Here is a 24,391-nt window from a genome sequence, read left to right as displayed (position 1 = left end):
GAAGCTTGCGGCATGAGCACCTGATCAGACCAGGCACTCACACCTATCGGTTGTTCGTTCTGTTAAAGAGCAGTTGCTGGCTGACCGCTTCGTTTCGCTGTGTCAGCAGCAGAGGAGGCGAACTATACCCCCCGACCCTCACCTCGTCAACACCTGACGACGAAGAAAATCGAAGAAAATGCTAAGTCATTGATTCGTCAGGAAGCGACCCTAGCGAACTTCTCGCTGGGACACCTTCCCTGCGGTTCGGCCAACCTGAAGGCAGGCCGCACCGCCCTGCCAGACGCCGGTCTGGCTCTAAAATAATTATAGAAAATCCACAGCCACCTGGTGCAGTGCTCGCGGCCCGGGAGAGAGATAATGCGCCATTCCGTTTTGCACTAGATGAGACCACCTGTGAAGCCGACCTGGATTTTCGACCTCGACGACACCCTGCACGACGCGAGCCGTGCGGTGTTCCCGCACATCAACCGGTCGATGACCGCGTACATGATGCGCGAGCTGAAGCTGACCGAGCAGCAGGCGAACGAGCTGCGCAAGGAGTACTGGACGCGTTACGGTGCGACGCTGCATGGCCTGGTCGCGCATCACGGTGTCGATGCCCGGCACTTTCTGGAGCAGACTCATCCGCTCGACGAGCTGCTGGCGATGCTGAGCTGGGACGCCTGCGTCGACGAGACGCTGGCGGCGCTGCCGGGTCGCAAGCTGCTGCTGTCGAACGGGCCGATCCTCTATGTGGTCAAGGTGCTCGACGCGATCGGCATTACCCGCCATTTCGACGCGGTGTACGGTGTCGAGCAGGTCGACTACCAGCCGAAGCCCGCTCCGCACGCGTTCCGCACCGTGCTGGTGAAACACGAGCTGGACCCGAAGCACTGCATCATGGTGGAAGATTCGCTGCTGAACCTGAAGACCGCCAAGGAACTGGGGATGAAGACGGTGTGGATCAGCGCCGAGCCGAAGCGGCCGGCGCACGTCGATGCGCACATCACGACGATCGGCGAGCTGCGCCGCCTGACGCTGTTCTGATTGCCACTATATATAGATAGCAAAACGCCCGGGTAGCCTGTTCGGCCAACCCGGGCGTTATCACGTCGGAGCGACGCTTACTTCAGCTTCACTTCGGACCAGACGCGGTTCAGTTCGCGACGGTCCTTGGCCTTCAGGTCCTGCAGCTGCTGCAGCCGGGTGACGTCGGCCTTGGCCGGGAAGATCGCCGGGGTCTTGGCGATCTCCGGTTTGACGTACTTCACCGCGGCGGCGTTCGGGTTGCCCGAACCCATCTGGTTGGTCATGTCGGCGGCGTTCTGGCCATCCATCATGAAGTTGACGAACTTGTACGCTAGGTCCTTGCGCGGCGCGTCCTTCAGCACCACCAAGTTGTCGATCGACAGGGTGTTGCCTTCCTTCTGCAGGTTGAAGTTGATCGCGAACTTGCGACCGGCCTTCTTGGCGTCCTGCTGGGCCTGGTACATGTCGTTGGAGTAGCCGAACGCGACATAGATGTTGCCGACGGTCAGCTCCTTGATATAGCTCTGGTTGTTGAACGCGGCCCAGAACGGCTTGGCCTTCAGGATCACGTCGCGGGCGGCTTTCCAATCGGTCGGGTTGGTGCTGTTGGCCGGCTTGCCGAGGTACATCAGCGCCGCCGACATCAGTTCGCGCTGCGAGTCGAGCACGGTGACCTTGCCCTTGATCTTGGCGAGGATGGCCGGATCGAAGATCAGCGCCCAGCTGTTGGACTTGTCGAGGATGCCCAGTTCTTTCAGCTTGGTCTCGTTGTAGCCGAGCAAGGTGGTGGTGAACGCGTACGGTACCGAGTACTGGTTGCCCTTGTCGAAGAAGCTGTTCAGGTAGGCCGCGTTCATGTTCTTGAAGTTCGACAGCTGCGCCTTGTCGAGCGGCTGCGCCTTGCCCTGGCCGATCAGCGTCTGCACCGCGAAGCCGGTCGGCACGACGATGTCGTAGCCCTTGGCGCCGGCGGCGAGCTTGGCGAGCATTTCTTCGTTGTCGCCGTAGTAGTCCTGCACCAGCTTGCACTTGCAGTACGCTTCGAAGCGCTTGGCGGCGGCGTCGGACAGGTAGTTGTTCCAGTTGTAGAGATGCAGCGTGTCGGCGGCGTAGGCGCTGGCCGATGCAGCGAGCGCGAGGCCCAGCAGCAGTTTCTTCATGACAATCCCCTTTTTATTGGCGTGGTACGGCGAAAGAAAACGGGTTCGGCCAACGTTGGCCGAACGCTGGGCTTTGAGTCGCGAACAAAACTCAGCGAAGTGGTCCCGGCTAGGCGCGCTGCCGCAGACAGTACGATTAGTACGGCAAGGCAGCGCAACAACGCCGGGAGGGTTTTGTTCGCGGCTCTTAGTTGCCTCCGCGCAATGCGCTCGGCGACACCTTGGATGCGATCACGATCAGCGCCAAGGTGAGCAGCATCAGCAAGCTGGATACCGCGTTCACCTCCGGCGTCACCGCGATCTTGATCATCGAGTAGATCTCGAGCGGCAGCGTCGACGCGCCGGCGCCGGCGGTGAAGAAGGTGATCACGAAGTCGTCGATCGACAGGGTGAACGCCATCAAGGCGCCGGCGATGATGCCGGGCATGATCACCGGCAAGGTCACCAGCCGGAACGCCTGCAGCGGGCTGGCGCCGAGGTCGCGCGCCGCCTCGACCAGACTCTCGTCCATCCCCTGCATCCGCGCGCGCACCACGATCGCGACGAAGCCGATGCAGAACGCGATGTGCGACAGGATGATGGTGATAAGGCCCAACTCGAGGATGCCGATCAGCTGGTTGACGATGACGAAGAAGATCACCAAGGACACGCCCATCAGCAGCTCCGGGATCGCGATCGGTGTCAGCACCAGGAACGGCAGGATGCGCAGCTTGTACTTGTGCAGCGCGATGCCGGCCAGGGTGCCGAACACGGTGGCGAACAGGCTCGCCACCACGCCGATCAGCAGCGAGTGGCCGGCCGCGGTCAGCATCTTCTGGTTGTTGAACAGCTTGGTGTACCAGTCGAGCGTGAAGCCGACCCACTCCGCGTTGAGCTTGGAGTCGTTGAACGAGTACAGCACCACGATGAACAGCGGCAGGTACAGGAACAGATAGGTGAGGACCGCCGACGCCTTCAGCCACCAGGATTTCTTCTTAGCCACGCTTCGCCCCCCTTCTGGCCACCATGGCGCCGAGCGCGGCGATCAGCAGCACGCCGCCGGTCAGCACGATCGACAGCACCGAACCGAACGGCCAGTCGCGGGTGTCGAGAATCTGCTGCTTGATCAGGTTGCCGATCAGGATCGAGTCGGTGCCGCCGAGGATGTCCGGGATCGCGAACATGCCGAGCGCCGGGATGAACACCAGCGCCGAGCCGGCGAACACGCCGGGCAGGCTCAGCGGCCAGGTGATCCGCCAGAAGCGCTGCCAGGCACTGGCGCCGAGGTCCTGCGCCGCGTCGAGCAGCGCCATGTCGTGCTTCTCGAGGTTGGCGTACAGCGGCAGCACCATGAACGGCAGGTGCACATAGACCATGCCGATCATCACCGCGATCGGCGTGAACAACAGCTGGATCGGCTCGAAGCCCATCCCGGTCACCACCCAGTTGACCGCACGGCTGAACGCCGACTGCGGGCCGAGGATGATCATCCAGGCGTAGATGCGGATCAGGAAGTTCGACCAGAACGGCAGGATCACCATCAGCAGTAACAGGTCGCGCCACTTCTTGTGGCTGGTGGCGATCAGCCAGGCGAGCGGGTACGCCAACAGCACGCACAACAGCGTGGTCAGGCCGGCGTAGCCGACCGACTTGACGAACAGCTCGAAGTACAGCGGCTCCTCGATGAGGCGGCTGAAGTTGTCGAGCGTCAGGTCCCAGACGAGCTTGCCGTCCTCGAGGTTGTACATCGGCGCCAGGCCGCCGTAGTCACCCGGGTTGCGGAACGCCGCGACGAACATGATCGCGGTCGGGATCAGGAAGAACAGGGTCAGGTAGACGAGCGGCGGCCACGAGAGCAGCCACTTGCCGAATCGGTTGCGCAGCATATCGGCTTACTCCGTGAGGAAGCTGCCGGCGTCGAAGCGCCAGGCCACTTCGACCACGTCGTTGTCGTCGAAGAACTTCGCGATGCCCGGGATACTGTTCGGCAGCATCGCCTCGATGATCACCCCCTCGGCGACCTCGACCATGTAGATCGTCACGTCGCCCAGGTACAGGCAGTCGTTCACCCGGCCCTTGAAGTGCGCGTCGTCGGGATGACGGCCGAGTTCCTTGTCGAGCTTGATCTTCTCCGGGCGCAGCGCCAGCCAGCCGTTCTGGCCCGGACGGGCTCCGGCGACGCTCTGGCACTTCACCTCGCCGCAGCCCTTCAGCTCGACGCTCATCGTCGCGCCGTCGACCGCCTTGACCATGCCCTCGAGCACATTGCACTGGCCGATGAAGTCGGCGACGAAACGGTTCTTCGGGTGGCTGTAGATCCGTTCCGGGATGTCGAGCTGCTCGACCTGACCGTGGCTCATCACCGCGATGCGGTGCGACAGCGCCAGCGCCTCGCCCTGGTCGTGGGTCACGTAGACGAAGGTGATGCCGACCTCCTTCTGCAGATTGATCAGCTCGATCTGCATCTGCTCGCGCAGCTTGGCGTCGAGCGCCGACAGCGGCTCGTCGAGAAGCAGCACGCGCGGCCGGTCGACCAGCGCGCGGGCAATCGCGACGCGCTGGCGCTGGCCGCCGGACAACTCGTGCGGGAAACGTTGGCCGAACGGGGTGAGGCGCACGTCCTCGAGCAGCTCGTTGACCTGCGACTCGATCTTCTTGGCGTCCCAGCCTGCCATCTGCAGCGGGAAGGCGATGTTCTGGCGCACCGTCATGTGCGGGAACAGCGCGTAGCTCTGGAACACGGTGTGCACCGGGCGCTTCTCCGGCGGCACCTGCGACACGTCCTGGCCGTCGAGCAGGATCGCGCCGGAATCCGGCTGTTCGAAGCCGGCCAGCATGCGCAGCAGCGTGGTCTTGCCGCAACCGGACGGGCCGAGCAGCGTGAAGAACTCGCCCGCTTCGACCGACAGGCTGACGTTGTTCACGGCGGTGAAGTCGCCGAACCGTTTCACGACATTGTTGATTTCAAGAAGAGCCACGATCTTCCCCGCCCTTTTAAAAGGGCGCCATTGTAGTAAAAAACCCTCTGCAAGGTAAGCCGAAAAATGCCTTCAGATTCAAGACCTCAGCGCACTTTATGGCAATGGCAACTGCGGAGAAGACTTCCGGGCGGTAAGTGGCTCTTTTCGTTGAAAAAATCGCCACGACCCCAAGGGCGGCGGCGATTTGTTTTCGGTCAAACAATGACGTGGTTTGGCAACAGCGTTCAGTCGCCGGTCGACCAGCGCCCCTCGTTGAAGAAGCGCCGGTAGCGCTCCAGCCACGGCGCGATGTCGTGGCCCTGTTCGGCCAACCAGCGCGGGTCGTAGTAGCTGTTCAGGTAGCGGTTGCCGTCGTCGCAGATCAGCGTGACGATCGCGCCCTCCTCGCCGCGGCTCACCATCTCGCTGGCCAGCTCGCAGACGCCGTACAGATTGGTGCCGGTCGAGCCGCCGCACTTGCGGCCGAGCGCCTCCTCGAGGAAATGGATCGCCGCGTAGCTGGCGACGTTCGGCACGCGGATCACCTTGTCGATCACCGACGGGATGAACGACGGCTCGACGCGCGGCCGGCCGATGCCCTCGACGCCGGAGCCGCCCTCGCACTGGCAATCGGTCTTGCCGCTGTAATAGCTTTCATAGAACACCGAGTTGTCCGGGTCGACCACGCAGATCTTGGTGGCTAGCTGCTGATAGCGCACGTAGCGGCCGAAGGTCGCGCTGGTGCCGCCGGTGCCGGCGCCGCAGACGATCCACGTCGGTTCCGGGTTCGGTTCGAACGCCATCTGCTTGAAGATGGTGTCGGCGATATTGTTGTTGCCGCGCCAGTCGGTCGCTCTTTCTGCATAGGTGAACTGGTCCATGTAGTGGCCGTTCGTTTCACGGGCCAGCCGCGCCGACTCGTCGTAGATCGTCGCCGGGTCGTCGACCAGATGGCAGCGGCCGCCGTAGAACTCGATCGAACGGATCTTTTCGGCCGACGTACCGCGCGGCATCACCGCGACGAAGGGCAGGCCGAGCAGCCGCGCGAAGTAGGCCTCGGACACCGCGGTGCTGCCGCTGCTGGCCTCGATGACGGTGGTGCCCTCGGCGATCCAGCCGTTGCACAGGCCGTACAGGAACAAGGAACGCGCCAGCCGGTGCTTGAGGCTGCCGGTCGGATGGGTCGATTCGTCCTTGAAGTAGAGCTGGATCTGCGGCAGCGCCGGGATCGCGAGCGGGATCAAATGGGTATCGCTGGAACGGTTGAAGTCGGCTTCGATCTTGCGGATCGCCTGGGATACCCAGCTTTTCATGCGTCTCTCCCCAATCGGTATTGGATAATGTCTACCGATTGTAGCCCGGTCGAATCCAAAACGGCGCGCCGCGGCGGTTTGACGCGCCGACAGGCGCCTCGACGTCCGGCTTGACGTTGATGACGCGAAAGCGCGCCAATAGATCCCCCTGCCCGGCGAATACGCTGCTGGAACCGAGCGCGGCCAACACGGCCAGAGTGAGTACCTTCTTCATTAGTTGTATGCTCCACGGCTTTGACAGAATCCCTGTCGCACGCGTTGACGCCGGAGCGCGCCGGCAGTAGCGTGCGGCAACCGGGGCAAAGCGTACGCAATCGCGCGCTTGCCAATCTTGCGCTAGATCATGAGTACGTCATGCGATACACCGATTTGCGAGACTTCGTCGCCCAACTCGAAAAACAGGGCGAGCTGAAACGAATTACCCATCCAGTCTCCCCCCGGCTGGAGATGACCGAGATCGGCGACCGGGTACTGAAAGCCGGCGGCCCGGCGCTGCTGTTCGAGGCCCCCGAGACCGACGGCCACCGCTACGACATCCCGGTGCTCGCCAACCTGTTCGGCACGCCGCGCCGCGTCGCGCTCGGCATGGGCGCCGACGAGGTGATGCAGCTGCGCGAGATCGGCAAGACGCTCGCCTACCTGAAGGAGCCGGAGCCGCCGAAGGGCTTCCGCGACGCCTGGGACAAGCTGCCGCTGTTGAAGCAGGTGCTGTCGATGGCGCCGAAGGAGGTGAAGAAGGCCGCCTGCCAGGACGTGGTGATCGAGGGCGGCGACGTCGACCTGACCACGCTGCCGATCCAGCACTGCTGGCCGGGCGACATCGCGCCGCTGGTCACCTGGGGGCTGACGGTGACGCGCGGCCCGCACAAGAAGCGCCAGAACCTCGGCATCTACCGCCAGCAGCTGATCGGCCGTAACCAGCTGATCATGCGCTGGCTGGCGCACCGCGGCGGCGCGCTGGACTTTCGCGAGCATCGGCGGGCGTTTCCCGGCACGCCGTTCCCGGTGTCGGTGGTGCTCGGCTGCGACCCGGCGACGATACTCGGCGCGGTGACGCCGGTGCCGGACACGCTGTCCGAATACCAGTTCGCCGGCCTGCTGCGCGGCAGCAAGACCGAGCTGGTGAGGAGCATCGGCAACGACCTGCAGGTGCCAGCCTCGGCCGAGATCGTGCTCGAAGGGGTGCTGACGCCGTGCGCGGGCGGCTTCGAGGGCGTGTCGGAGCACGGCGTGCCGGTGAAGGAAGTAGACGGGTTTCTCTACGCGCTGGAAGGCCCGTACGGCGACCACACCGGCTACTACAACGAGCAAGACTGGTTCCCGGTGTTCACCGTCGAGCGCATCACCCACCGCCCCGACCCGATCTACCACAGCACCTACACCGGCAAGCCGCCGGACGAGCCGGCCATACTCGGCGTGGCGCTGAACGAGGTGTTCGTGCCGATCCTGCAGAAGCAGTTCCCGGAGATCGTCGACTTCTACCTGCCGCCGGAGGGCTGCAGCTACCGGATGGCGGTGGTATCGATCAAGAAGCAGTACCCGGGCCACGCCAAGCGGGTGATGCTCGGCGTATGGAGCTTCCTGCGCCAGTTCATGTACACCAAGTTCATCGTGGTGGTCGACGACGACGTCGACACCCGCTCGTGGCAGGAGGTGATCTGGGCGATCACGACAAGGATGGACCCGGTGCGCGACACCACCCTGATCGACCACACACCGATCGATTACCTGGACTTCGCGAGCCCGGTGTCGGGCCTGGGCGGCAAGATGGGCCTCGACGCGACCAATAAATGGCCGGGCGAGACTAATAGGGAGTGGGGCCGCACCATCGAGATGGACGGTGCGGTGAAGCAGAGGGTCGACGCGATCTGGCGCGACTTAGGGCTCTAAGTCACTTCGCCGGTTCGGCCAACTCGAGCGCATCGAGCTCGAGTTCCGGGCCGAGCGGCGTAGTCACCTCGCGGGCCAGCCGGTAGCGCACCGGCTGGCCCGCCGCCGTTTGCAGCGCCTTCAAGCGTGCCGCGTCGACGCCGCGCCCGGCGGCTTGCGGGTGGATAGGCACGATGCGGCCGTCGCTCTGCTCGATCGCGAGACGGGTGAACGGCACGTTGCCGACGCTGATCAGGCGGCCGGCCTGCCAGGGTTTGCCGCCCATGCCAGTCAACAGCAGCAGGCCCATCAGGGCAATTCCGAAACGTTTCATGGCTGTTTGACGATCGATAGATAGCTATAGGCCGGCAAGGTCAGCGTGACGTCGTGACTGAAGTCCAGCGCCTGCGCATAGGTCTCGCCGCTGGCGGGCAACTTCAGCTTCTGCGACGACACCGCGACCGCCGGTAGCTTGATGGTGATATTGCCCACCGTGTAGCTCCTGGCCGGGAAGCCGTAGTTCGAAGGGTAGCTGGTGGTATTGGTCATCGCCAATGTCGCCCCCAGCCGCTGCATCACCCGGCTGTAATTGCCGCCACCGACGCTCGCAAGACCCGCGTTGAGCGCCGCCTCGCCGACGGTCGGGGTGGTCGCCCACTGCTTGAAGATCCCGGTGCCGTACTGGTGCAGCATCAGCATGCCGGCCACGACCGCCTTCGGGTAATAGCAATCCGAGCCGTTGCCCCAGCTCTTCATATCGCAGGACGGCTGCGCCAGGAACTGCTCGAACTCGCCGCCGCTGACCAGCTCCGGGTGCTCGCGCGCCCCGCCCTGCGCATCCGGGTACAGCGCCGCCGACACCAGATAAGCCATGGTCTGCGACGACAGCTCGTTCTCCCAGGTGGTCGGCGTCGCATTCGCCGCCGAGCTCGGGCTGAACAGCTTGTTGTAAGCGTAGAGCAGATGCTGGTACTCGTGCGACAGCGTGAAGAAGGTCTGCTTGGCGCCCAACACATTGTCGCCCCACACCGCGCCGCCCGAGTAGATCAGCGTGTCGAGGTTGAGGAAGGTGACCAGCGCCTCGTTGCTGTTGCGGATCGCGCTAACCGTCGCCTGGCAGGACGCGTCGCTCGCGCAGCCGCTCGACGCGTTCAGCGTGTCGGCATAGCTCTTGCGGTAGACATTGACCGTGTTGACGAAGCCCTGCAGGCCGCTGATGCTGGCCGGATTGTTCAGGCTGGCGAGCACCAGGTGCACGTCGGCCACCGTGGACGGCAGCAGCACGCCGCTGCCGAAACGGCTGTTGGTCGCGCCCCACGGCGCGCTGATCAGCTGGGTCTCCAGCGGCGACACGTATTGGGTGAAATTGGTGGTCAGGAAGCTGACCATGGGCGTGGTCACCTTGCTGCTCTGGCTGCTGTCCGCCCACACGTACAGCTGCGGGCCGTTCGGATCGCTGGTCAGCGGCACTTTACCGAGCACCGTCGCAGTCACCGCGCGCTGGTTGGCATGGTCGTACCAGCTGTCGCTATCGCCGACGTTGTACACCTTGTTATACGCGGCGGTGCGCAGCAGCACGCCGGCCGCGGCCGCCTGCGCCGGCACGCTTTGGAAGCGCTGCAGCTGTTGCTCCAGCGCTTGCAGCCGCTGCTCGGCCGCCGACCCGGCGCCATCGTTGCGGTACGCCCCGCCGACCGTCAACGCCGTGCCCCCGCCGCCCGGGTTATCGATGCTGCTCACCACACCCTGCCAGTTGCCTGCGGCGGCCGCCGTCAGCGTCACGCTCTGCGCGGAGCCGGAGGTATTGGCGACGTACAGCACAGAGCCGGCCGTCTGGGTGGACGCGCCGGCCGGCATCGAACACGCACCGCCGTTGCACGACAGCCCGCTGGCAACGAGGCTGCTGCCGGCCGAAGGCGCCGCGCCGCCGGAACTGCCGCCACCTCCCCCTCCCCCACCGCCGCAGGCGGTCAGCACCACCGCCGTCAACACGACTATCGCCAGGCCCCGTTTGTTCATCATGCATCCCATATGGATTGAAAATGGTCTGGATGATTATCTCGGGTTTTTGCTAAAACTCAACCGATCTGGATAGGAAACAGGACAAAGCGATACAGCGCCGCGCCACGGCGTCACATTGCCACCCCTGCCGTTCGGCCAAGCTGTTATCCTTGCTGCGATTTTGACCGGAGACCTGCCATGAGCACTTTGCGTAACCCGAATTCCCGCCGCCGCCTGAACCGCCTGAGCGAGCGCCAGAAGAAGAAGCTGCGCGTCGGCGAGTTCCAGGAACTGGGCTTCCGCCTGCTCGCCACGCTGAGCGACAGCGTCGACGTGACCGCCGAGGACATCCTGCTCGACGAGTGGCTGGGCGAAGTCGAACGCCACGACGTCAGCTTCGGCGGCCACTTCGCCGCCGGCAAACCGTCGCAGCTGAACGGCATGGTGTTCCCGGTCGGCCGTGGCGGCGTCGACGCCGGCACCCGCGAACAGCTGGTCGCCTGGCTGAAGGCACGCCCGGAAGTGGCGCAACTGGACGCCGGCGAGCTGATCGACGTCTGGTACAACTGAGTCGCCCGCTTCAAAGACAAAACGCCCGGTCCTGCGACCGGGCGTTTTTCTTGCGCATTGAAGCAGCACTATTGCTTATCTGGGCGTGGCCATAGCGTCTTAGGACTAGCAGGATCAGTTTCATTGACGAAATGAATATTGCAGTCTGTACCACTTAGCCAACCAGAAAACCCCGATCCTCGATAGTTTTCCACTTCAAGCCGATAGATATCACCCTCCTTCGGCGTAATTTCGGTAAGCCATTCGCAGCGCGCCTCTTGACCCCCGTCATACCAATACACGAGTACATTGGCCAATCGTCCCGGAGCGGCCACTTTGGCGCTTATTGTCCGATTCTTCCCGGAGGGGTAAATGTATCTTTGCTGGCAGTCGCTCGGACCACTAAATATTTTGCAGTCCGCGTAAGCATAATTAACTTTTAAGTAGTAATTCCTGCCCGCATAGGTTTTATCGATGACGTTGATCGTAGCAACCGGCCCGGAAGTTGGCGCGACATAATTGTATGAGGCACAGCCGCTCAAAATAGTAGAAAGTAGAAAGAGTAGAAAATTTTTCATTGCCAATGTGTTAGGTGTGGGTTGTTAATTAAAAGCACAACCCAATGATATGTTGTTCGAACTTGCGGCTGGCACTGTTTCTGGCTGCTGATCGAGGCTTGGCTGCGGGTGATCAGGTCGCGGGCGGCGTCCAGCGTGACGGTGTCGCCCTTCAGCGCCACGCCGGTCAGCCGGAGGTCGCCCTGATCCGGCGTGGCGTCGCCCCGGGCGGTGACGGTGAGGATCGTCCGAGATGCGACAACTAGGTCAAGTCGGGTAGTTGTCGATGATGCTCGACGAGCCTGTTAGAAGTTATGCAACACCACTGCTACACGCTAATAGCGTACCCATTTACCTGTTGCTTTTAGTGTTGGCGACTTTCCATCTACTTCATAAAACCATTCAGGGGGGTAATTTACATCTCCCACCAATACCCCGAATCTATTGTCAGGGTAATTGTGCATAGCACCGATGTAGGTTCCTTGTCCTTCAGGATTAATTAACCTAAAACGCAAGCTTCCATCAGCATTGAAGATTACCGCATTGTGAGGGGCTGAGACATCAGGGAAGTCAGGGGGAGATGATGACCCCAACCCCTCTACTGGAAATGTAACAAGAACGCCGGTTCGATCTGGCAGGATATGTGCAAGCTGCTTAATCGGTAAACTCACCTTGGTTCCATTTTCCAATAGTAACGAAACAGAAATATTCTTGCAAGGTTCCGGCAGGCTATCAACGGCTTTCCAGCGCTCAACCCCTCCATCGTCACTTCCTTCATGAATAACTTCCGCCTGCACCCCATTTGCACCTTGATATAAGCCAATAACTTGTCTAATTAATGCACTCATTGCAAATCCTTCACAGACCCCAGGTTTATTTGATACAAGTCGGGCCGACTGTATGGGGAGTTTTGCACAAAGTTCACCTGATGCCCACCACCTGGAAGCTCCACTTTGTTCATGCTATCCCACATAGGCCCCACCGTCCCCTCTCGAATACCTACCCCTGGTTTCGCAGTGAATTCGATTGTATAAAGTTTTCCACTCTTCCACTCCTCGGGCACTGCAAGCACATTACGGACGTCAGCTACCGATTTTACAGGGCTTGTGGTAGCCCAACTACCCAAGGCTCTATTGGCAGCCTCCGGATTGCCATCTTTAAATGCCTTTTTAATGTCCTCATATTGGCTTTCATTAATCGCCATTCGATATGTCTCAGGCCGTGTTGCAATCCGATCAGTCACCTCTGTAACTTCTTTCCACGCCGGACGCTGCGTGTCCCAGCGGGGGAGCTTGTCACTTTGGGGTCTGCTGTTCGCTAGAACTTCTTCATTAGCTTTCTTTTGATCATCGATTCTCGGCAATCCATCACGGTCAGTTACTTGTCCCGCATTGATGTTTTCGGCCCGATGTGTTGTTCCTGGCTGGAAGTCTCGCTGAGCCGATTGCATGAACCCTTCATTATCACGATAGAAGTTACCCTCGACTTTTGCTTTCTTGGCCGCCTCGGCTTGTGCTTGGGCGGCTTTTTTCTTTTCTATCGCCTCCTCTACCTTGACAATAGCCTTCTTGGTACCGGCCTGGGCAGTATCAACGATCACCTCGGCAGAGCGCCCAGCCCCTAAGGCCCCGGCAACTGCTCCACCGGTACGCACTACCGTCAGTAGTTGCTGGGCTCCGCTCACATCCTGTCCATAGATACGATTGAGCTGTGCTTGCAGGTCTTTGTTGAGACTGACCGCCATCCCTTCGCCAATGGCATTACCCGTAGAAATGAAGCCATCTTTGGTATTGGTGACAATAGACTTGCCACAAGAAAGAGGACTGCTGGCGCAATCCATTGCGGCTCCAGCCAGATTTCCGGCAATATCAAGTGCCGTAGTGCCGGCCTTCTTGGCTGTGCCAACCGGGTCATTTTTAACGGACTGCCAGGCCGACTTGGCCTTGTCCATTGCTCCTTGGCCTGGTGTGCGAATGACACCAGGTTTAAGATTCTTATTGATGAACTCTTGGTTGAGGGATGCTTCCGGAGCGTACATCTCTGGCCGTGTGAATTGATTTTGGGTAGCGGTGAAGAGCTTCTGTGTCTGGCCCAACTCGTTTACAAATGAGCCTTGATTGCTGGCTAAGAATGCTTTCGCTCCCACGTCTTCGCCCGATTTGAGCGTGAGGTTCCAAATTAAGTCAGTTTGCTTAGCGGCCTGTTGTGAAAGGCGTTTTTCAGCCTCTTCCTCGCTAATTCCCTGTTGCCGTGCAAATCGCTTAGCGTTCTGTTTGAGCCATTCAACCTCTTTAGGGTGCAGCTGCCGGTTGTACTTCTCCCCATCCAGCGCCACCGCACCGCCCGACAGCGCGCCCGTCGTCCCGCCGCCGACCAGGCCGCCGACGATGCCCCCGCTCGCGACCGCTGCCCACTGCTGGATCGCCTTGCGTTCCGTCTCGCTCAGTTGGGTATGGTTTTGCAGGTAGTCGGCGACCTGGGTGCCGATCCACTCGTTGGCGCCGGCCGCCGCCAGGCCTGCGAGCGCATTGCCGCCGCCGGCCTTGGCTTGCAAGGCACCCATCAGCGCATGCAGCGCGATCTTTTCCGGGCTGCCGTCTTTCCAACCCATTTTCTGTGCCAGATCGCCGACCGCCCGGAAGCCCACCTCGCCCAGCACGCGGCTGAATTCCTGCTGCTCGGCCACCTTCTGCGCATCGAAGATCCGGTCCAGCTTGGCGTTGGCGTTGGCCGTATCGCGGCTGAGGCCGGCGGTGCTGTCCTGGCCGGTGACCTTGTCCTGCTTGACGGTGATGGTGCCCGGCGCGATGGCGCTGCGGGTGGTGCTGTCGGCCTTGTCGCTGACCGGGACGCCCAGCCCCGGTATGAGAGCGAATTTGGTCGGGTCACCGCCCATGCCGTTGCCGCCGCTGCTGAAGCTGACACTGGCGCTGACCGCCTCGTACTCGGCGTGATTGCTCAGGTTGCTGTGCCCGAGGCTGTTGGTGCTGAGGCGGTTCTTGCCCGGGTCGGCGTCGCTGGCGATGACGGCGCCGTTGAGCTGAGTATGGTTGCCGACGTTGACGTCGAAGCCCCCCTTGCCGGCAAACAGGCCAGTCTGCTCCTGCACGCTGTGCCAGTCGCTCTTGGTCTGGCTGAAGCTGAGGCTGCCGTCCACGCCGCTGTCGTTGCCGAAGGCGTAGCGGCCTTCGATCTGACCGGAGAAGCTCTTCTGCTTGTACTGGTCGCGGTCCTGCTCGCTGGTCAGCGTCAGGTCGCGGCCGACGTCGAGCTTGATGGTGTCGGCGCGGGCGACGGTGCCGGTCAGCGTCGCGTCGCGGCCGGTCTTGACGGTGAGGGTCTTGGCGGCGTCGAGCGTGGTTTCTTCGTGCGTCAGGCTGCTGATCTGGGTGCTGCTCTGATCGTACGCCAGCGCGCCGTAGAGGCCGAAGCCGCCTTTGCCGCCGCCGCTGCCGACACTACCGCCGGCGTACACGCCCACTTCGGCGTCGATCTTGCGGCTGGTGCTCTCCTGGCTGCTGATCGCTGCCTGGCTGCGGGTGATCAGGTCGCGGGCGGCGTCGAGCGTGACCGTGTCGCCCTTCAGTGCCACGCCGGTCAGGCGGATGTCGCCCTGCTCCGGGGTGGTATCGCCACGTGCGGTAACGGTAAGGTTGCCGCCGGCAGCGGCGCCGGCCTTCTTGACCATATCGACATGCGCCTTGCTCTCGCTTTCCTGGCGGCTGTAACCGATGCCGATCGAGACCCGGCCGCTGGCGCCCTCTTTACTGTCCTTCTTCTGCACCTTCTCGAGCAGCTGCGCCAGGTCTTTGGCCGCATAGGCGGCCTTGGCCGCGTACAGCGCCTTCAGCCTCGGATCGTTGACTTGAGTACCTCGTTCGGCCGCCTGCTGGATGCTGGCGACGGCGTCGGCCACGTTGCTCTTGGCGCCGATGCGCACACCGGTGCTTTCGGTGTAGCTGAGCGTGCGGCTATCCAGCGTATCGACTACCGCGGTGACGTTGACGTTGCGCCCGGTGATATCGATGTTCTTGTCAGCCTGGAGCTGGGTACCTTTAAGGTCGATGTCACGCGCCGCATTGACGGCGACATTGCCGTTGACACTGCCGATGGTGGTGACCTGGTGCTCGAGACTGGTTTGTTTTTCATCCAGCCCCTGTGTCTGCTTGCCGATGGTGACGCGCGGACGAGCTGAGGTGCCGCTGGAGAACATCCCGCTCGTGCGCTCTTCCCTGTGATGGTACGACTCCGAGATGTTGTCGGCGGTGGTGATATTGATATCTTGTCCGGCCTTCAAGGTTACGTCGTCATTACCGACAACCTGCCCAGCCTTGATGGTCAGATCGCGACCGCTCTGCACCGCGACACTGCCGGCCGACACGGTAGTGCCGACTTCGGTGGTGCTGTTGTGCGCGACGATATCGGTGGTCGACTTGCGCTTGAACATGCCGCCCGACGAGGTGTGTCGCTCTTTGTAGTCGCTGTGCGTGTCCTGCGCGGTGCCGAGCGTGACGTCGCGGCCGGCCACCAGCGCCGCTTGGCCGTCCGAGGTCAGGTAGGCGGCCGAGGCCGACAGATCGCGCCCGGCCGCCACGGTGAGGTCGCCTTTGCTCGCCAAGGCCGAGCCCTGCTGTTTCAGATCATGGACTTCGTCGCGGTCGCTGCTGCGCCAGCTAGTGCTGTCGGAGCGGGTCGCGACGGTGTTGAGCGTGACGTCGTTGCCGGCAGCGACGGTCAGTGCGCCATTGTCGGACTTGGCCTGCGAGCCGGTCAGCGCCAGGTCGTGCCCGGCGACCAGCTTCTGATCGCCGCCGCTGATTAAGGAACCCGCATTCACGGTGTCGGTGCGCGAGCTGTTGCCGAAGCGGTTGGTGTTCAGGCTGGTCTGTTTGGTGTCCACGGTGGCGGTCACGGTCAGGTCGTGGCCTGCTTGGGCCAACAGGCTGCCGCCGGCCTTGGCCTGCGAGCCGGTGATGGTCAAGTCGTTGCCGGCTTGCAGCGCCAAGCTGCCGGCGGCCGCGACGCTGCTGGCCTGGTGCTTGACTTCGCTGGTGCTGAAGCCGCCGTTGCGCCACGACGAGCCGATGCCCTGCTGGGTTTCGGTACTGGCGAGGCTCAGGTTGCGGCCCGCCGACAGCAGCGCGTCGCCGTTGGCCTGGACGTTGGCCGCACTCAGCGACAGGTCGCGGCCGGCGCTCAGCTGCACGTTGTCGCCGCTGACGCTGGCGGTCCGGAGCCTATGCGTGCTGTCGGTGGTCAGCGACAGGTCCTGCACCGCCTTCAGGATGACGTCGCCACCGGCGGCGACGAGGCCGCCGGCGTTGTCGATGCTATTGGCCGACACTTGCAGGGAATTCTTGGCCAGCAGGCTGCCGCTGTTGCTCACCGTGCCTGTCGATGCGATGGCGATATCGTTGCCGGCCATCACCGCGCCCTGGCCGGTGAGGCTGCCGTTCTTGGCGTTGGCGAGGTAGACCACCGGCACCAGCACGTCCTGGCCGTCCACATGCTGCGAGACCAGCCAGACCATGTCGCTGGTCAGCCGCGCCATTTGCTCGGCGCTCAAGGCGACACCGGCGCTCAGGTGGAAGTCGTTGGCGTATTTCACGCCGTTGTCGAGCAGTGCCTGGTACTGAGTGAGACTGCTATCGTAGCCGGCCAGGTAGCGGCGGCCGGTCAGCTGGGTGATGGTGTCGGTGACCAGCTTTTGCTCGTAGAAGCCGTCGCCGAGGCGCTTCTGCACCGTGCCGGCGTCATAGCCGAGCCGCGACAGCAGGTAGTCCGACGAGATGAAGTTGCTGTACTGGGTGAAGCGCGGATCGGTTTCGATCAGGTAGTGTTGATCCGGCGCCGACTTCACCTTGAACAGGCCGCCGGTAGGTACGGTGTAAGAACCGGCGACCGGGTTGCCGGCCTGCGCGCCGGCCGCCTGCAGCACCACCCCGTTCGCCGGCACCGTGGTCCAGGCCCCGCGCGGCAAAGCCTTGCCGGTTTCGGCCGTCAGAGCAGCGCCCGCGACGGCATTGCCGTCCACCTTGCTCACCCCCGCAAGCTTATCGAAGATCTGATTCACCAGCGCATCGCCCGCCGCGAGGACGCCGCTGTCGTTGACGCTGAAGCCCTTGCCCTCGACGCCGCTCAGCGAGCCGGCCGACGCCAGCGCCTGGCCCTGGCTGCCGGTCAATGAACCGGATGACGACAAGGCCTGGCCCATTGCGGCGGCGGTGCTGGTCGGGTTTACCGTAGTGTTCTGGATATTCGGCGCGGTCAGCGACAACCGGGTGCCGGCCGAGACGATCGCGTCGAGGCTGCCGATTTTATGGACTTCGGTGGAGGTAGATTGCGTAGAGTAACAGCCATTAACATAAAAATCATAGCATTTCGCAGGAGATAATTTACCATTGAAATTAAACTGAACAGGGCCGAAGTAATTCGTATTTACAGTAGCAACTGTTTCATTCAAATCCTGCCCGACATTCTGGATTTGATTCCCGGCCACCATCGTGATGGCCTGTCCGGCCGCGAACGTGCTGTAGCGGTTGGTCACCGATTGGGCATTGATGGTGATATTGCCGCCGGCTAATAGCTTGGCTGGGTCGGGTGTCCCGCTCGCGATATCGGTTACCTTGGTAATGAAGCTACTTTGCGCCGTTTGCCCCGGCTGGGCTACGTCATCTCGACCAGGGATAGCGTAGCTTGCATAGTTCGATGAAAGAATATTCTTATTTGGATCATAGGGGGCCTGACCATATCTGAAGCCTAAAACCGCGTAAGAAGCAGTTGCAGCGGAGCTACTTGAAAAGCTCCCTAGATATGTTGCACCTACGGCTCCCCATGCAGGATAGCCATCCATTCTACCGAAATATGGAACACTAATTATTCCGCTAGGAATAGAAGTTTCAGTGCCGATACCATATCGCCCACTAGTTATTTTGACAGTTAAAATATGACTAGCAGCATCGTCATTAAGAATTTCAACATTAAAAGCCGTGCCGCCCATTCTAAAATCATCATAGTCAGGTAAACCATTCAACCCTGCATGAATTGTATTGAACCCCACATTTGCACATGAGTGACCATAATAAACTGGGCAATAATCTGGAAGATACGTATCCCGAACAACAGAACTAGAAGTTGTCGTCTGGCTGACCGAGACTGGACTCGACTGGTTGATCACCGTCCCGGCATTCACCGTCAGATTCCCCTCCGCTTCGATCGTCGCGGTATCGTTCAGCAGCAGTTGCGTCGGCCGGGCTGTGCTGCCGAGCTTCATGTCCCCCATCGAGTAGAGCCACGCCTTGCCGCTATTGGTGAGCTGGCCGGCCACGTCCAGATTCAGCGAGTTCGTCGACGCGATCACCGCGTTGGCGCCGGCATTGCTCAGGTTGGTGGCCACCGCGGAGACGTCGCCGCCGACGATCAAACCGGTGTTGTTGATGTTCGCTGCGTTCAACGACACCGTGTCGCCGTTGATCGCGCCCTGGTTATTCAGGTCGCCGGCCACATTGGTCGTCAGCAGCTGCCCGGCCAATACCCCGCCCGCCGCGTTGTTCAGCCCCTGCACGTTGACGGTGAACGCATGGACCGCCTGCAAGGCGCCGGCATTGTAGAGGGTGCCGGCGATGTTGAGCCGCAGGTCATGGTTGGCCTGGATCAGGCTGCCGGCCGGGTTGGTGAAGCTGCCGTTCAGCGTCAGCTGCAGGTCCTGACCGGCCTGCAGCGTGCCCGGGTTGGCCAGCTGGTTCGCCGACAGCGCTAGGCTGCCCAGCGCGGTCACCTTGCCGGCCAGGTTGTCCAGCGTTTGCGCCTGCAGCGTCCAGTCTCCGTTCGTCGCCAGCGTGCCCTGCTGGCTGTTGTCGAACGCGCCGCGAATGGTCACCGTGCTGGCGCCGTTGCCCAGCGCGAGCAATGAGCCTGCGCGGTTGTTCAGGCTGCCCGCGCTCATCGTGAGCGTCGCGCCGCTCTGAATCAGCCCGGCCGAGTTGTCGACGCTGGCCGCGCTGAGCGTCAAGGCGCCGACGCTGCCGAGCGTGCCCTGGTTGTTGCCGAGCTGATTGGCCACGGCGACATCGAGGCCGGTCTGGCTCGTCAGCGTGCCGCGGCTATTGGTCAGCGCGCTGCCCGACACGGCGAGGCCGCCGTTCGAGACGATCTGCCCTTGGCTGTTGTCGACCGCCCCGGTAAAGCGCAACGTTCCACTGCCGCCGCCGGCCTGGCGGACGCTGCCGCCGGCGTTGTTCAGGCTCGCGGCGTTGACGGCGAGCCCGGCCGCGGCGATCTTGCCCTGCGCATTGTTCAATGCCTTGTTGACGGTGGCGGTCAGTGCCCCGGCGCTCTGCAGGGTGCCGTTGCCGTTGTCGACGCTGTCGGCCTGCAGGTTCAGGTCGCCGTTGCTGGCCAGCGAGCCGTTGCCGCCATTGCTGAACGCGCCGGTCAGGGTGACTTGGCTCGCGCCGCTGCCGAGCGCGAGCACCGAGCCGCCGCCGTTGTTCAGGCTTGCCGCGCTCAGCGTCAGCGTCGATCCGGCCTGCAGCAGGCCGGCGCTGTTGTCGGCGGTGCCGCCGCTCTTTAGGCTCACTGCGCCATCGCTGCTGCCGAGCGTGCCCTGGTGGTTGTTGAGGTCGCCGCTGGCGGTGACGGCGAGGCCGGTTTTGCCGATCAGCGAGCCCTGCTGGTTGTTCAGCTGAGCTGCCCAGACCGACAGGGTTCCCTGGCTGGACACGCTGCCGCTGTTGGTGAACTGGCCTGCGGTGGTGAGCGACGCCAGGCCGGTGCCGGCTTGGTAGACGCTGCCGCCGGCGTTGTTCAGGCTGCCGGCCTGGACGGTGAGTCCGGCCGCGGCGATCTTGCCCAGGCCGTTGTTCAGCGCACCGGTGACGGTCGCGGTCAGCTGCCCGGCGCTCTGCAAGGTGCCGTCGCCGTTGTCGACGCTATCGGCCTGTAGGCTCAGGGCGCCGTTACTCGCCAGCGAACCTTTGCCGGTATTAGTCAACGCATCGGTCAGGGCGACCTGGCTCGCGCCGCTGCCGAGCGCCAGCACCGAGCCGCCGCTGTTGTTCAGGCTCACCGCGCTCAGCGTCAGGCTTTGTCCGGCCTGCAGCAGGCCGGCGCTGTTGTCAAAGGCGCCGCCGCTCTGCACCTTGACCGCGCCGTCGCTGCCGAGCGTGCCCTGGTGGTTGCTGAGATCGCCGCTGGCGGTGACATCTAGCCCGGTCTTGCCGATCAGCGAGCCTTGCTGGTTGTTCAGCTGCGCGGTCCAGACCGACAGGCCGCCCTGACTGGAGATGCTGCCGCTGTTGGTGAACTGGCCGGTGCTGAGTGTCGCCTGCCCGGTGCCGACCTGCTGGATGCTGCCGGTGTTGCTCAGACTGCCGCTCTTCAGAGTGAGCCCCACGGCGGCAATCTTGCCCAGGCCGTTGCTCAGCGCGCCGTTGACGGTCGCGGTCAGCTGGCCAGCGCTCTGCACGGTGCCGCCGCCGTTGTCGACGCTGTCGGCCTGCAGGCTCAGATCGCCGTTGCCGGCGATCTTGCCGCTGTTGGCGAGCGCGCCGGTGACGTTCAGCTGGCTGGCGCCGTTGCCCAGCGCCAGGATGGTCCCACCGGCGTTGCTCAACTGGCCGCTCGTCAGCGTCAAGGTCGACCCGGCCTGCACCGTGCCATCGCCGTTGGCGAAGCTCTGGCTGGTGAGGCTGAGCCCGTGGGCGCTGCCGAGAGTGCCTGCGGCGTTGCTGACGCTGTGCTGGACGGCCAGGCTGAGGTCGCCCTGGCTGGCGACGGTGCCGCCGGTGTTGGTGAGGTCGCCGGCGCTGAGCGCCAGCGGGCCGTTGCTGAGCAGCTGGCCCTGGCTGTTGTCGAACTGCTGGGTAACGGTGAGCTGCGCCTGGCCGTTGCCGGCCTGGCGGATCTCGCCGCTCCGGTTACTGAGGTTGTCGGCTTGCAGGTTCAACCCTTGGGCGACGATATGGCCCTGGTCATTGGTCAGGGTGGCCTGCTGGGTGGCGGTCAGCTGGCCGGCGCTTTGCAAGGTGCCCTTGGTGTTGTCGAACACGCCGGCGTTGACGGTCAGGTCGCCGTTGCCGGCGATCTGGCCGCTGTTGCTCAAGGCGCCGGCGACGGTGAGGGTGCTGGCGCCCTGGCCGAGCGCCAGAATGGAGCCACCCACGTTGCTGAGCTGGCCACTGGTCAGCGTGAGGGTCGAGCCGGCCTGGACGTGGCCGGCGCCGTTGTCGACGGACTGGGCGCTCAGACTCAGCTGGCCATCGCTGCCGAGCTGGCCCTGGTCGTTGCTGAGCCCCTGGTCGACGCCCAGCGTCAGCCCCTGGCCGCCGATCACGCGGCCGTAGCGGTTGTCGAGCCAAGCGGCTTTGGCGTTCAGTAGCCCTTGGCTAGCTACGCTGCCGCCGAGGTTGCTGAAGCCGGCCGCCTGCAGCGCGAGGGTCAGGGCGGTGAGCTTGCCTTGATCGTTGGTGAGCCGGCCCTGGCTGGTGACGCTGAGCTGGCCGGCGCTCTGCACGGTGCCGTTGCTGTTGTCGAGCGCGCCGGCGGCGATGCTCAGGTCGCCGTTGCCGGCGAGCTTGCCGCTGTTGGCGAGCAGACCGTCGACCGTGACGCGGCTGGCGCCGCTGCCGAGCGCCAGGATGCTGCCGCTGCTGCTGAGCGCGCCGCTCGTCAGCGTCAGGGTCGACCCGGCCTGCACCGTGCCGTCGCCGTTGGCGAAGCTCTGGCTGGTGACGGTCAGCTGCTGGTCGCTGCCGAGCGTGCCTGCGGCGTTGCTGACGCCGTGCTGGGTGACCAGGCTGAGGTCGCCGTGGCTGGCGATGGTGCCGCCGCTGTTAGTGAGGTCGCCGGCGCTCAGCGCCAGCGGTCCGTTGCCGAGCAGCTGGCCCTGGCTGTTGTCGAACTGCTGGCGCACGCTGACGCTGGCCGGGCCGCTCCCCGCCTGGCGCAGTTCGCCGCCGCGGTTGCTGACGTTGTCGGCCGCCAGCGTGAGACCCTGGCCGATGAGGTGGCCTTGGTCATTCAGCAGTGTGGTCTGCTGGGTCGCAGTCAGTTGCCCGGCGCTCTGCAGGTTGCCATGGCTGTTGTCGAGTACGCCGGCGTTGACGGTCAGGTTGCCGTTGCCGGCGATCTGGCCGCTGTTGGCGAGCGTGCCGGTGACGTTCAGCTGGCTGGTGCCACTGCCCAGCGCTAATAGAGAGCCGCCCGCGTTGCTCAGCTGGCCGCTCGTCAACGTCAGGCTGGTGCCGGCCTGGATGCTGCCATCGCCGTTATCGAGATTCTGTCCAGACAGGGACACAGTGCGATCGGCGCCGATCTGCCCCTGGGCGTTCTGCAGGCTGCCGACCGCCAGGCTCACGTCCCCTTTGCCGACCAGGGAGCCTGCGATGTTGTCGATATCGGCGGCGACGACGGTCAGGCGACTGCCCGCCGAAAAAATCTGCCCACCCTGACTATTTCCGAGAGTCCCCGTCGTCAGCGCCGCCTCCCCGCTACCGGTATGGCTGACCAGCCCGGCGGTATTGTCGAAGGACAGGGAGGAAATGGACAGATTCTGCCCAGCGGTCGCCAGTTTCCCTTGGCGGTTAGAGAAGCCTTGTGCGGCGTTGATGACGGTATCGGCACCGCCACTCAGCAGCAGTACGCCTTGGTCGTTGATCAAGGACCCGGTGTTGACGGCGAGTCGGGCGGCACTGAGCACACCGCCGGTGTTGTCGAACGTTCCACCGACGCTAGCGCCGAACAACCCGGCCGTGGTGAGGTTGGCGCCGCGGGTGAGCAAATCCCCTTGGCTGGCGATGAGCAGATCGCCGTGCGCGTTGCTGACCCTAGCCTGGCTGAGGTCGATGCGGCCGGCCGTTAGGCTGCTGTAGCCGCCGGCCAGCAACGAGCCGGACGCCTGCAGCTGGCCCTGGACCGTCAAGGCCAGGTTCCCGGTGGCGCCGAGCGTGCCGTCGGGCAGGCTGCCGGCGACGAGTTGGCCGGTGCTCGTCAGCGAGGTGGCGGCGCCGGTGAGGTTGCCCTGCGCGACCAGGCTGCCGGCGTTGGACAGGCGCTGGCCGCTCCAGGCGGTGAGGTCGTTACCGGCGCTGGTCACGCCGCGGTTGTCGATGTCGTCTTGCGCCGCGAGGCTGAGGTTGCCGGTCGCGCGGGTCGTGCCGCCCAGCACGATCTTGCCGGCGCTGGTCAGCTGCATGTCGCCCGCATTGGCCATCAGCATGCCCTGCTGGTTGACGCCGACCCCCTTCTCCGTGCCGACCAGCCGAATCACGTTGGCGTACATGCCCCCCAGCTGCGAGACATCCAGCGCGAACGCCGGTTTGCTGTCCGGCGTGTCGGCCAGCGGTGTGACCTGGCTCGTGTCGGCGCTGACCTGGTTGCGCCCGAGTACGAGGTCGAGCTTGTTCGCGTACAGCGCCGCATTCATGCTGACCGCGCGCGCGATGATGGAGAAGCTGTCGAGGTTGCTGGCGTTCAGGCCGTTGCCGACGAAGCTCACCGTGCCGTTGTCGACCCGGTAGCCGGTGAGGTTGCCTTGGCCATCGAGCTGCGGCACGCCGGTGGTCAGCGTGGCGCGCGGGGTGTTGATGAAGCCGCAGCCGCTGCAGGTAATGCCCCACGGGTTCGCGATGACGACCTCGGCGCGCCGGCCGGCCACTTCGAGGTAGCCGTTCAGCAGCGAAGGGTTGGGCCGCGTCACCTCGTTGAGGATGATCCTGGCCGTTCCGTTGGCAAGGTTCCGGTTGCCGTCGATGTAGCCGGCCAGCTGGGTATTGGTGATCTGCTGCGCGTTGTTGAGCACCGCGCCGGAGCCCGACACATTGAACTGTTGATACTGGTTATGCGACACCCCGGCCGCGCTCGGCGTGGCAATCTGCACGACCGGCAGGCCATTGGCGCTTTGATCAATGGTCGGGCGCTTGCCGGCGGTGGCAGTCGGATCCGCGATGATGTCCGCGGCAAAGGCCGCGCCACCGAGCCCGAGCAAGGTCAGA

14 protein-coding genes are annotated in these 24,391 nt (G+C 63.3%); 3 read left to right on the top strand and 11 right to left on the bottom strand.

The features are described 5' to 3' along the window. The first annotated feature begins 396 nt into the window (after nucleotides 1-396). Nucleotides 397-1,029, top strand: a complete 633-nt coding sequence (locus ACZ2IA_RS18080) for a pyrimidine 5'-nucleotidase (RefSeq protein ID WP_470293987.1) — start codon at nucleotides 397-399, stop codon at nucleotides 1,027-1,029. Nucleotides 1,030-1,106: 77 nt separating this feature from the next. On the opposite strand, the gene ACZ2IA_RS18075 is transcribed toward ACZ2IA_RS18080, so the two are convergent. The 6 genes from ACZ2IA_RS18075 to ACZ2IA_RS18050 form a co-directional block, all read right to left on the bottom strand. Then, nucleotides 1,107-2,171 carry an ABC transporter substrate-binding protein gene (locus ACZ2IA_RS18075; RefSeq protein WP_470293986.1) on the bottom strand — a complete coding sequence of 355 codons (1,065 nt, stop codon included), beginning with the start codon at nucleotides 2,169-2,171 and terminating at the stop codon, nucleotides 1,107-1,109. A gap of 187 nt (nucleotides 2,172-2,358) precedes the next feature. Continuing rightward, the gene (locus tag ACZ2IA_RS18070) at nucleotides 2,359-3,153 is read right to left on the bottom strand and encodes an ABC transporter permease (RefSeq protein ID WP_470293985.1); all 795 of its coding nucleotides are present in this window, start codon (nucleotides 3,151-3,153) and stop codon (nucleotides 2,359-2,361) included. Next, complete coding sequence (locus tag ACZ2IA_RS18065) at nucleotides 3,146-4,036, bottom strand: ABC transporter permease (protein ID WP_470293984.1); 891 nt, start codon at nucleotides 4,034-4,036, stop codon at nucleotides 3,146-3,148. The genes ACZ2IA_RS18070 and ACZ2IA_RS18065 overlap by 8 nt, the downstream gene beginning before the upstream one ends. 6 nt (nucleotides 4,037-4,042) lie before the next feature. Next, complete coding sequence (locus ACZ2IA_RS18060) at nucleotides 4,043-5,128, bottom strand: ABC transporter ATP-binding protein (protein WP_470293983.1); 1,086 nt, start codon at nucleotides 5,126-5,128, stop codon at nucleotides 4,043-4,045. A 227-nt stretch (nucleotides 5,129-5,355) separates the two neighbouring features. Next, nucleotides 5,356-6,423: a PLP-dependent cysteine synthase family protein gene (locus ACZ2IA_RS18055; RefSeq protein ID WP_470293982.1), complete on the bottom strand. Its 1,068-nt coding sequence runs from the start codon at nucleotides 6,421-6,423 to the stop codon at nucleotides 5,356-5,358. A gap of 31 nt (nucleotides 6,424-6,454) precedes the next feature. Next, nucleotides 6,455-6,637, bottom strand: a complete 183-nt coding sequence (locus tag ACZ2IA_RS18050) for a hypothetical protein (RefSeq protein WP_470293981.1) — start codon at nucleotides 6,635-6,637, stop codon at nucleotides 6,455-6,457. Between the two features lie 140 nt (nucleotides 6,638-6,777). Between ACZ2IA_RS18050 and ubiD the strand changes: the two genes are divergently transcribed. Further along, nucleotides 6,778-8,313: a 4-hydroxy-3-polyprenylbenzoate decarboxylase gene (gene ubiD, locus ACZ2IA_RS18045; RefSeq protein ID WP_470293980.1), complete on the top strand. Its 1,536-nt coding sequence runs from the start codon at nucleotides 6,778-6,780 to the stop codon at nucleotides 8,311-8,313. 1 nt (nucleotide 8,314) lies between these two features. Here ubiD and ACZ2IA_RS18040 read toward each other — a convergent pair whose 3' ends face one another. Beyond that, entirely contained in the window at nucleotides 8,315-8,626 is a 312-nt protein-coding gene (locus ACZ2IA_RS18040; protein WP_470293979.1) for a hypothetical protein, read from the bottom strand. Next, nucleotides 8,623-10,314: a M30 family metallopeptidase gene (locus ACZ2IA_RS18035; protein WP_470293978.1), complete on the bottom strand. Its 1,692-nt coding sequence runs from the start codon at nucleotides 10,312-10,314 to the stop codon at nucleotides 8,623-8,625. The genes ACZ2IA_RS18040 and ACZ2IA_RS18035 overlap by 4 nt, the downstream gene beginning before the upstream one ends. Nucleotides 10,315-10,491: 177 nt before the next feature. Between ACZ2IA_RS18035 and ACZ2IA_RS18030 the strand changes: the two genes are divergently transcribed. Next, complete coding sequence (locus ACZ2IA_RS18030; RefSeq protein ID WP_470293977.1) at nucleotides 10,492-10,863, top strand: 50S ribosome-binding protein YggL; 372 nt, start codon at nucleotides 10,492-10,494, stop codon at nucleotides 10,861-10,863. A gap of 68 nt (nucleotides 10,864-10,931) precedes the next feature. On the opposite strand, the gene ACZ2IA_RS18025 is transcribed toward ACZ2IA_RS18030, so the two are convergent. The 3 genes from ACZ2IA_RS18025 to ACZ2IA_RS18015 form a co-directional block, all read right to left on the bottom strand. Then, the gene (locus ACZ2IA_RS18025) at nucleotides 10,932-11,420 is read right to left on the bottom strand and encodes a hypothetical protein (protein WP_470293976.1); all 489 of its coding nucleotides are present in this window, start codon (nucleotides 11,418-11,420) and stop codon (nucleotides 10,932-10,934) included. A 314-nt stretch (nucleotides 11,421-11,734) separates the two neighbouring features. Next, nucleotides 11,735-12,247, bottom strand: a complete 513-nt coding sequence (locus ACZ2IA_RS18020; RefSeq protein ID WP_470293975.1) for a hypothetical protein — start codon at nucleotides 12,245-12,247, stop codon at nucleotides 11,735-11,737. Beyond that, entirely contained in the window at nucleotides 12,244-24,384 is a 12,141-nt protein-coding gene (locus ACZ2IA_RS18015) for a hemagglutinin repeat-containing protein (RefSeq protein ID WP_470293974.1), read from the bottom strand. The genes ACZ2IA_RS18020 and ACZ2IA_RS18015 overlap by 4 nt, the downstream gene beginning before the upstream one ends. Nucleotides 24,385-24,391: the final 7 nt, after the last annotated feature.

It is taken from the genome of Crenobacter sp. CS_VA4 (genome assembly GCF_055597485.1).
Note: the sequence above shows the minus strand (reverse complement) of the source record. Positions and strands in the feature narration are given on the sequence as shown.

Coding starts and splice junctions, on each gene's coding strand:
- ACZ2IA_RS18075 (WP_470293986.1), bottom strand. CDS start 2,171: ATGAAGAAACTGCTGCTGGGCCTCGCGCTCGCTGCATCGGCCAGCGCC.
- ACZ2IA_RS18065 (WP_470293984.1), bottom strand. CDS start 4,036: ATGCTGCGCAACCGATTCGGCAAGTGGCTGCTCTCGTGGCCGCCGCTC.
- ACZ2IA_RS18055 (WP_470293982.1), bottom strand. CDS start 6,423: ATGAAAAGCTGGGTATCCCAGGCGATCCGCAAGATCGAAGCCGACTTC.
- ACZ2IA_RS18050 (WP_470293981.1), bottom strand. CDS start 6,637: ATGAAGAAGGTACTCACTCTGGCCGTGTTGGCCGCGCTCGGTTCCAGC.
- ubiD (WP_470293980.1), top strand. CDS start 6,778: ATGCGATACACCGATTTGCGAGACTTCGTCGCCCAACTCGAAAAACAG.
- ACZ2IA_RS18040 (WP_470293979.1), bottom strand. CDS start 8,626: ATGAAACGTTTCGGAATTGCCCTGATGGGCCTGCTGCTGTTGACTGGC.
- ACZ2IA_RS18035 (WP_470293978.1), bottom strand. CDS start 10,314: ATGATGAACAAACGGGGCCTGGCGATAGTCGTGTTGACGGCGGTGGTG.
- ACZ2IA_RS18030 (WP_470293977.1), top strand. CDS start 10,492: ATGAGCACTTTGCGTAACCCGAATTCCCGCCGCCGCCTGAACCGCCTG.
- ACZ2IA_RS18025 (WP_470293976.1), bottom strand. CDS start 11,420: ATGAAAAATTTTCTACTCTTTCTACTTTCTACTATTTTGAGCGGCTGT.
- ACZ2IA_RS18020 (WP_470293975.1), bottom strand. CDS start 12,247: ATGAGTGCATTAATTAGACAAGTTATTGGCTTATATCAAGGTGCAAAT.